Origin of the sequence: Arthrobacter sp. H41 (assembly GCF_000520535.1) — a bacterium.
Taxonomy (GTDB): domain Bacteria; phylum Actinomycetota; class Actinomycetes; order Actinomycetales; family Micrococcaceae; genus Arthrobacter_D.
Window position 1 is genome coordinate 9,200 of the sequence record NZ_KI914760.1, and the last position, 5,830, is coordinate 15,029.

Here is a 5,830-nt window from a genome sequence, read left to right on the forward strand (position 1 = left end):
GGGTCCTGGAGCGGCTCAAGGCGGCCCGGCCCGGGGTCCTGGCGACTCCTGAAACAGGATCGACGATTCCGTCGGGCAGGGCGGACCCCGACGCAGGCGGGAAGGTGCCCGGCGCCGTCCCTGCACGCGAGGCGACCAGCCCGACGGCAACCGCTCAGACGGCAACCGCCCAGACGGCATCCGCCCGGTCGGCGTCAGCCCGCGCCGCAACGGCAAGGGCCGCAACAGCCCGGGCCGCGGCCGCTTCCCGAGCCCTGCGTGAGGCAGGGAGCGCATCAGGGAAACTCGTTCGACAGGGTGCGACCGCCACGACGGCGAACGTCCGTTCCTGGGATCCGGACCGGGTCCGGCAGGTTGTGGTGAGCCTGGCGGCCGTCGCCTGCGTGGTGGGATCCGCGGCCGGCGTCGGAGCTTTCGGTGGTCCGTCGATCAGCCAGGCCGCCGGCGGCGTCCTGGCACCAGATGCCACGCTGCTGGCACCTGCCTCGCGGGCTTTCACCATCTGGAGCGTCATCTACGCCGGACTGGTCCTTTACACCCTCTACCAGTGGCTTCCGTCCCAGCGCACCAGTAAGCGGCAGCGTCGGCTCGGCTGGGTGGTGGCGTCCTCGATGCTGCTCAACCTCGCATGGATCGTGAGCGTGCAGGCCTCGATGCTCTCCGTCAGCCTGGCGGTGATCCTGCTCCTCCTCGGTGTGCTCCTGTATGCCCTGCGGATCCTGAACCGCACACGGCCGCGCTCGCGGTGGGAAGGCGCCCTCGTGGATGTGCCTCTCGGCCTGTACCTGGGATGGGTCATCGTGGCGGCAGCGGCCAACATCGCTTCGGTTGTCACAGCCGCACGGAGCGATCTCTTCGGCTGGGGCGGCCTCATCTGGGCGCTGGTGGGCCTGGCGGCAGTCGCCCTCGGGACCATCACGGTGTGCATGACGGACCGGGGCAGACTCTCGGTCGCCTTCGCCGCCTGCTGGGGGCTGACCTGGATAGCCGTCGAACGGTTCTTCGGGGAACCGAATGCTCCCGTGGTGGCGTTTGCCGCCGTCTTCGCCGTCTTCCTGATCCTTGTCTCGGCAGGATCACGCCGGCATGCCGTGGACCACAACTACCGGCGCTGGACCCGTGCGCAGCAGGACGCCACACGGGAACCCCTCGATCTCCTGGCCGCCGGGGACCCCGACGACGCGGACCGGTAGGCGGCGCCCCAGCCACCGGACCGCGCGCCTCCGATCAGCCCCTGGTCCTGCTCAGGCTGCGACAGACTTCCCGGACCCCTCGTCCGATCCCATCAGGATGGCGATCTTTCCCCGGGGACCGTCGATGCTGCTGCGGAAGGCATCGGCCGCGCGGTCCAGCGGGAAGGTCGCCGCCACGATCGGCCGGACCTTGCCGGCTTCGACCAGTTCCGTGAGTGCGGAGAGGTCCGCAGCGTCCGGCCGCACGAAGATGTAGCGGCCGCCGTGCCCGGTAACGGACTGATCCACCACTGACGCCACCCGGCCCGGTGACCGGAGGTTCTCCAGCGTCGCGCTCCAGTCGTCTCCCCCCACGAAGTCCACAATCGAGGTGACGCCGTCGGGCGCCGTCGTGCGCACCCGATCTCCGACGCCCTCGCCGTACGCCACCGGTTCTGCACCGAGGGAGCGGAGGAAGTCGAAGTTCTTCTCGGAGGTGGTGGCCAGCACCCGGGCACCCCAGGCGCGGGCGATCTGGATGGCATAGGTGCCGACGCCCCCGGCTCCGTTGTGGACGAGGACGACGTCGCCCTCCCCCACCTCCAGCGCCGCAAGGCTCTGATACGCCGTCAGTCCGGCAAGCGGCATCGTTGCGGCCTCGGCCCACGTGGTGTTGCGGGGTTTACGGGCGAGGGAGCGGACGGGGGCCGCCACACGCTCGGCGAAGGTCCCGAGTCCAACGGTGTCCATCCGCGCATAGCCGATCACTTCGTCACCGGCCGCGAACTCAGGCGCGGCAGGTCCGGGCTGGACGACGACGCCGGCGAGGTCCCACCCCGGAATCACAGGAAAGTAGGTGGGAAGTGCGGCGTCGAGGTAGCCCGCGGTGATCTTCCAGTCGACAGGATTCACCGACGAAGCCCGGACGTCGACGAGCACAGAATCCGGCCCCAGACGGGGCTCGGGCTGCTCGCCGTACTGCAGTACATCGGGATCACCATAGGCGGTGTAGAAGACGGCTTTCATGAGTATTCTCCTTCGCGGTAGCGCTTGTGGAACCGACGGGTGTAACCCTCAGCCGGTATTGCGCATTCCCGCGGCCACTCCGTTGATGGTCGGCATGGCGCTCGAGGTACTGCCTCAGACGATGGCTGAAACTCCGGTGATCGACCGGCCGACGATCAGTGAATTGATCTCATAGGAGCCCTCGTAGGTGTAGACGGCTTCGGCATCCGCGAAGACCTTCGCCATGACGTAGTCGGTCACGATGCCGTTGCCGCCGAGGATGTTTCGGCCCAGCGCCACCGTCTCCCGCATGCGTGCCGTGGTGTAGGACTTCGCGAGTGCGGCCTGGGGCATATCGGCGCCCGGATGCGGGACATCGGCCGGGCCTGTCAGCTGGTCCTCCTGCAGCTGGGCAACGCGCGCCATCATGGCCAGGCTGGCCGTGGTGTTGCCGATCATGGTGACCAGCTGGTCCTGCACCAACTGGAAACCCGCGATGGGGCGCCCGAACTGGTGGCGTTCCACCGCGTACCGGCGGGCGATGTCGAACGCGGCGAGCTGCTGTCCCACCGCCTGCCAGCCCACGAGGATACGGGAGCCCCGCAGTAGTAGTCGGGTGTCGGAGAAATTCGAGATCCCGGCGAATCTGTCGGCCTCGGAGACCCGGACGTCGTCGAGCGTGATGTCGGCATTCTGGACCGTCCGCAGCGCGATCTTGTTGTCGATGGCGGTGCGCGTCACGCCGGGCAGGGTGGCGTCGAGGATGAAACCCCGGATGCCCTGCGTCTCGGTGTCCCGCGCCCACAGCAGCATGTAGTCGCAGAAGGTGCCGTTGCCGATCCAGCGCTTGGCCCCGTTGAGAACCCACTCGTCACCCCGCCGGGTGGCGGTGGTGGCCATGCCTCCGGCGACGTCGGACCCGTGCTGGGGCTCGGTGAGGGCGAAGGCGCCGGTGATGCGCAGGTCCATCGCGTCCTGCAGGAGGCGGGCCTTCTGGTCCTCGGAGCCGAACTCGTGGAGGGCTTCGACGAAGAGATCGTGATGGACCATGAAGAACGTGGCAAGCGAGGTGTCGGCCCGCGTCATCTCGGCGATCACCATGCCGCTGAAAAGATGGCTGTAGCCCTGCTGGACCGGGGTGCTGAGGTTCAACGCCGCAAGTTTCGGCAGGATGCCGTGTGGGAACTCGGCCCGGTTCCACCATTCCACGGCCCGCGGCGTGACCTCCTTGGCGAGGAAGTCACGGACGTCCTGCAGCTTTTCACGTTCGGCGCTGCTGAGGAGGGATTCGAAGCCGAGGAAATCCGCTGAGGGGAGCTGGTCCGTCATCTCGGCGCCATCCGGATGGCTCCGTCGAGCCGGATGGTCTCACCGTTGAGCATCTGGTTCTGGACGATGTGGGAGACGAGCGCCGCGTACTCCTCCGGCTTGCCCAGTCGCGAGGGATGGGGGACCTGCAGGCCGAGGGAATCCTGCGCCTCCTGCGGCAGCCCCGCCATCATGGGGGTTTCGAAAATGCCCGGCGCAATGGTCATGACCCGGATCAGGTATCTCGCAAGCTCCCGCGCGATCGGGAGGGTCATCGCAGCGACGCCGCCCTTCGACGCCGAGTACGCGGGCTGGCCGACCTGCCCGTCGAACGCCGCCACGGAGGCCGTGTTGATGATGACGCCGCGCTCGTCCGAACCGCCGGCGGACCGGACGGGTTCGACGGCGGCCATGGCTTCGCTGGCGAGGCGGAGTACGTTGAAGGTCCCGATCAGGTTGACGTTCAGCACGCGTGCGAAATCGGCCAGTGGCAGGACGCCGTCGCGCCCGAGGACCTTGCCTGGAGTGGCGATACCGGCGCAGTTCACCAGCACCCGGAGCGGCCCGAGTTCACCTGCGGCACGGACGGCCGCCCGGACCTGGGCTTCGTCCGTCACATCGGCTCCGACGAATCGGGCCTTCGCACCGAGCTCCGCCGCAAGGGCGGCACCGTCGGACTGCGGCAGATCGACAAGGAGCACGAAAGCGCCGTCACCGAGCAGTTTTTCCGCCGTTGCACGCCCAAGACCTGAAGCGCCCCCGGTCACCAGTGCCACTGAGCCTGCGATGTCCATGGGACCCTGTCCTTCTCGCGAATGTTTCGGCGCTCCGGGAATTCCGGATGCCAAGCCCAGAGTACTGTGACGTACAACATAGCGCACCCGGCAGCGGTTGGGTTGAGCAATCTGCTCAAAGCTGTTCCGATTGCCGTTCGCTAGGGTGGTTTTATGCTCACTGTGCCAGCTGCCCGGTCCGATCCCGCATCGAGGGCGCAGATCGCCGCCGCCAGCGTGGAGGCTCTTTTCGGTGGGCGTTCCCTCGGGCTGCCGGGGACGCGGCTCGCCGCGGTTGCCTCACCGCACCCCGTGGGGCTGCGTGGCCACTGGCATTACTGGTGGCAGGCACACTATCTGGACTGTCTGATCGACCAGCACGAACGCCTGGCGGGGAAGGACCCGGGCGAGGCGGCCGTGGTCCTGCGGCGCGCGCATCGGCTCGCGCGCGGGATATGGGTCCGGAACGGCCTCCGCTGGACCAACTCCTACTACGACGACATGGCATGGCTCGCCCTCGCACTCCAGCGGCTCGAGGCGGCATCCGCCTCAGCCGGACGACGACGCCGTTCGGGCGACGCCGGCCTCCGCGAAGCGCTCCGCTCGGCCTCCACCGGCCACCTCGGCGGCGGCGTCTTCTGGAATACGACACGGGACTACAAGAACACAGCGACGACGGCGCCTGCCGCGCTGTACTTCGCCCGCTCCGGCGAGCCGGAGCGGGCCGCCGACCTGATGACCTGGCTGAGGAAAACCCTCCGGGACCACGACACGGGACTGTACCTGGACGGCGTCCGGCTCCGGACGGGCCCCGGCATAGACCCTGGCGACAGCGAGCTTGTCCGTGCCGTCCACACCTACAACCAGGGGACGGTCCTCGGCGCGCTGGTGACCCTGGGCGGCGAGGATCTCCTCACGGAAGCCGCGCACCTGATCGGCGCCATCGCCTCCGGACTGGCGAACACCGAGGGAGTACTGACCATGGATTCAGGGGGCGACGCCGGGCTCTTCACCGGCATCCTGGCCCGCTATCTCGCGCTGGCGGTGCGCACCCCGGGCTTGCCCGGGGACGCCGCCCGGACCGCCGTCGGACTTCTGCAGGCAACAGCCGATTCCCTCTGGACCCGCCGCTCCCCAGGGAACGCCCCGCACTCCCTGGTCTTCCCGCCGGGGAGCAACGGGCAGGGCTCCAGGCCGGTCAGCCTCTCGACCCAGCTCCAGGCCTGGATGGTCCTCGAGGCCGCCGCGCGGGTCCAGCGGCCCCGTTAATCCTTCGCGTCGGGCCTGCGGGCCTGCGGATACAGCGTCTCCCCGCGCTCAAGCATGCTCGTGAACGCCGCGATGTTCCGCATCCGCGCAGCCTCGGTCTTCAGCCGGCCCAGACGAAACACCAGGGCATACCTGTTCTGGGCGGACAGCACGTTGAACGTCGCCTGCGCCGCCGGACTGGCGGCGACGGCGGCGAGGAGATCCGCCGGCACCTCGGCCGTGGCGGAACCGGCGTAGGCGCGTTCCCAGCGGCCGTCGTCCTTCGCTGCCCGGACTGCCGCCCGGCCGGCGGGCCGCATTCGC

6 protein-coding genes are annotated in these 5,830 nt (G+C 68.8%); 2 read left to right on the forward strand and 4 right to left on the reverse strand.

The window, feature by feature from the left end:
• Nucleotides 1-1,193 (forward strand): tryptophan-rich sensory protein (locus Y705_RS22605; RefSeq protein ID WP_216698707.1); only part of this gene is annotated, 1,193 nt, incomplete at its 5' end.
• Nucleotides 1,194-1,244: 51 nt separating this feature from the next.
• Here the strand turns inward: Y705_RS22605 and Y705_RS0101885 are convergent.
• From Y705_RS0101885 to Y705_RS0101895, 3 genes are all read right to left on the reverse strand, one after another.
• Nucleotides 1,245-2,198, reverse strand: a complete 954-nt coding sequence (locus Y705_RS0101885) for an NADP-dependent oxidoreductase (protein WP_026531624.1) — start codon at nucleotides 2,196-2,198, stop codon at nucleotides 1,245-1,247.
• A gap of 114 nt (nucleotides 2,199-2,312) precedes the next feature.
• On the reverse strand, nucleotides 2,313-3,506 hold the full coding sequence (locus tag Y705_RS0101890; protein WP_026531625.1) for an acyl-CoA dehydrogenase family protein: 1,194 nt from the start codon (nucleotides 3,504-3,506) through the stop codon (nucleotides 2,313-2,315).
• Nucleotides 3,503-4,279, reverse strand: coding sequence for an SDR family NAD(P)-dependent oxidoreductase (locus Y705_RS0101895; protein ID WP_026531626.1), 777 nt, complete (start codon nucleotides 4,277-4,279; stop codon nucleotides 3,503-3,505). The genes Y705_RS0101890 and Y705_RS0101895 overlap by 4 nt, the downstream gene beginning before the upstream one ends.
• Before the next feature lie 153 nt (nucleotides 4,280-4,432).
• Here Y705_RS0101895 and Y705_RS0101900 point away from each other — a divergent pair, with 153 nt between their 5' ends.
• A complete protein-coding gene (locus Y705_RS0101900; protein ID WP_026531627.1) occupies nucleotides 4,433-5,527 on the forward strand; it encodes a glycoside hydrolase family 76 protein in 1,095 nt (364 codons plus the stop codon).
• On the opposite strand, the gene Y705_RS20915 is transcribed toward Y705_RS0101900, so the two are convergent.
• Nucleotides 5,524-5,830: YdeI/OmpD-associated family protein (locus tag Y705_RS20915; protein WP_173401036.1), on the reverse strand; the 307-nt coding region annotated here is incomplete at its 5' end. The two genes, Y705_RS0101900 and Y705_RS20915, sit on opposite strands and share 4 nt — an antisense overlap.